Raw genomic sequence first — 505 nt, forward strand, 5'->3', positions numbered from 1 at the left:
CTTAAGGGTGAGTTCGTTCTCTTGGTTGGAATCGTTGAGGTCCCACACTCCCGTGTGGTCCGCAGTGACGAGCGTTCGGCCCGCACCGTGATTCGCGTAGGCGGTGCTGAGCACGTCCACAACATTGCGGCCGATCCGGTCCACGGCCGAGCCGGCAAGCCCGTCATACGGCCCCTTCTCCCCTCGGAGCCATGGGCCAAGCTGCGGCCGAGTCATCGGCTCCGTAGCCCCCGAGACCTCCCAGTCATCAGCCCACGCGATGATGTGTCCGCCTACTGCCTCTACGGCGTCCATGATCAGATTCTGTTGACGCTCGGGGCTACTCGTCGCCCCGCTGACACGGGACAGTCGCCTGACCCCAAGTAGGCACATGCCGCAACCGTCAAACGGTGTAACCGGGCCGTTCGTGCTGGTCAGGCTCATGGTGTGCGCTCCCTTACCTAGTTCGTGTTCGGTAGGGAGATCGGTGGTTTCCCGTGACTCTGCATAGGCAGACTCGGCGACC

1 protein-coding gene is annotated in these 505 nt (G+C 63.2%); it reads right to left on the reverse strand.

Annotation, left to right across the window (positions count from 1 at the left end):
• Positions 1-423, reverse strand: a 423-nt coding sequence (locus tag IE269_RS42885; RefSeq protein ID WP_189828789.1) for a recombinase family protein, incomplete at its 3' end; no start/stop codon positions are given.
• Between the last annotated feature and the right edge of the window lie 82 nt (positions 424-505).

This window comes from Streptomyces spiroverticillatus (genome assembly GCA_014650415.1).
Taxonomy (GTDB): Bacteria; Actinomycetota; Actinomycetes; order Streptomycetales; family Streptomycetaceae; genus Streptomyces; species Streptomyces spiroverticillatus.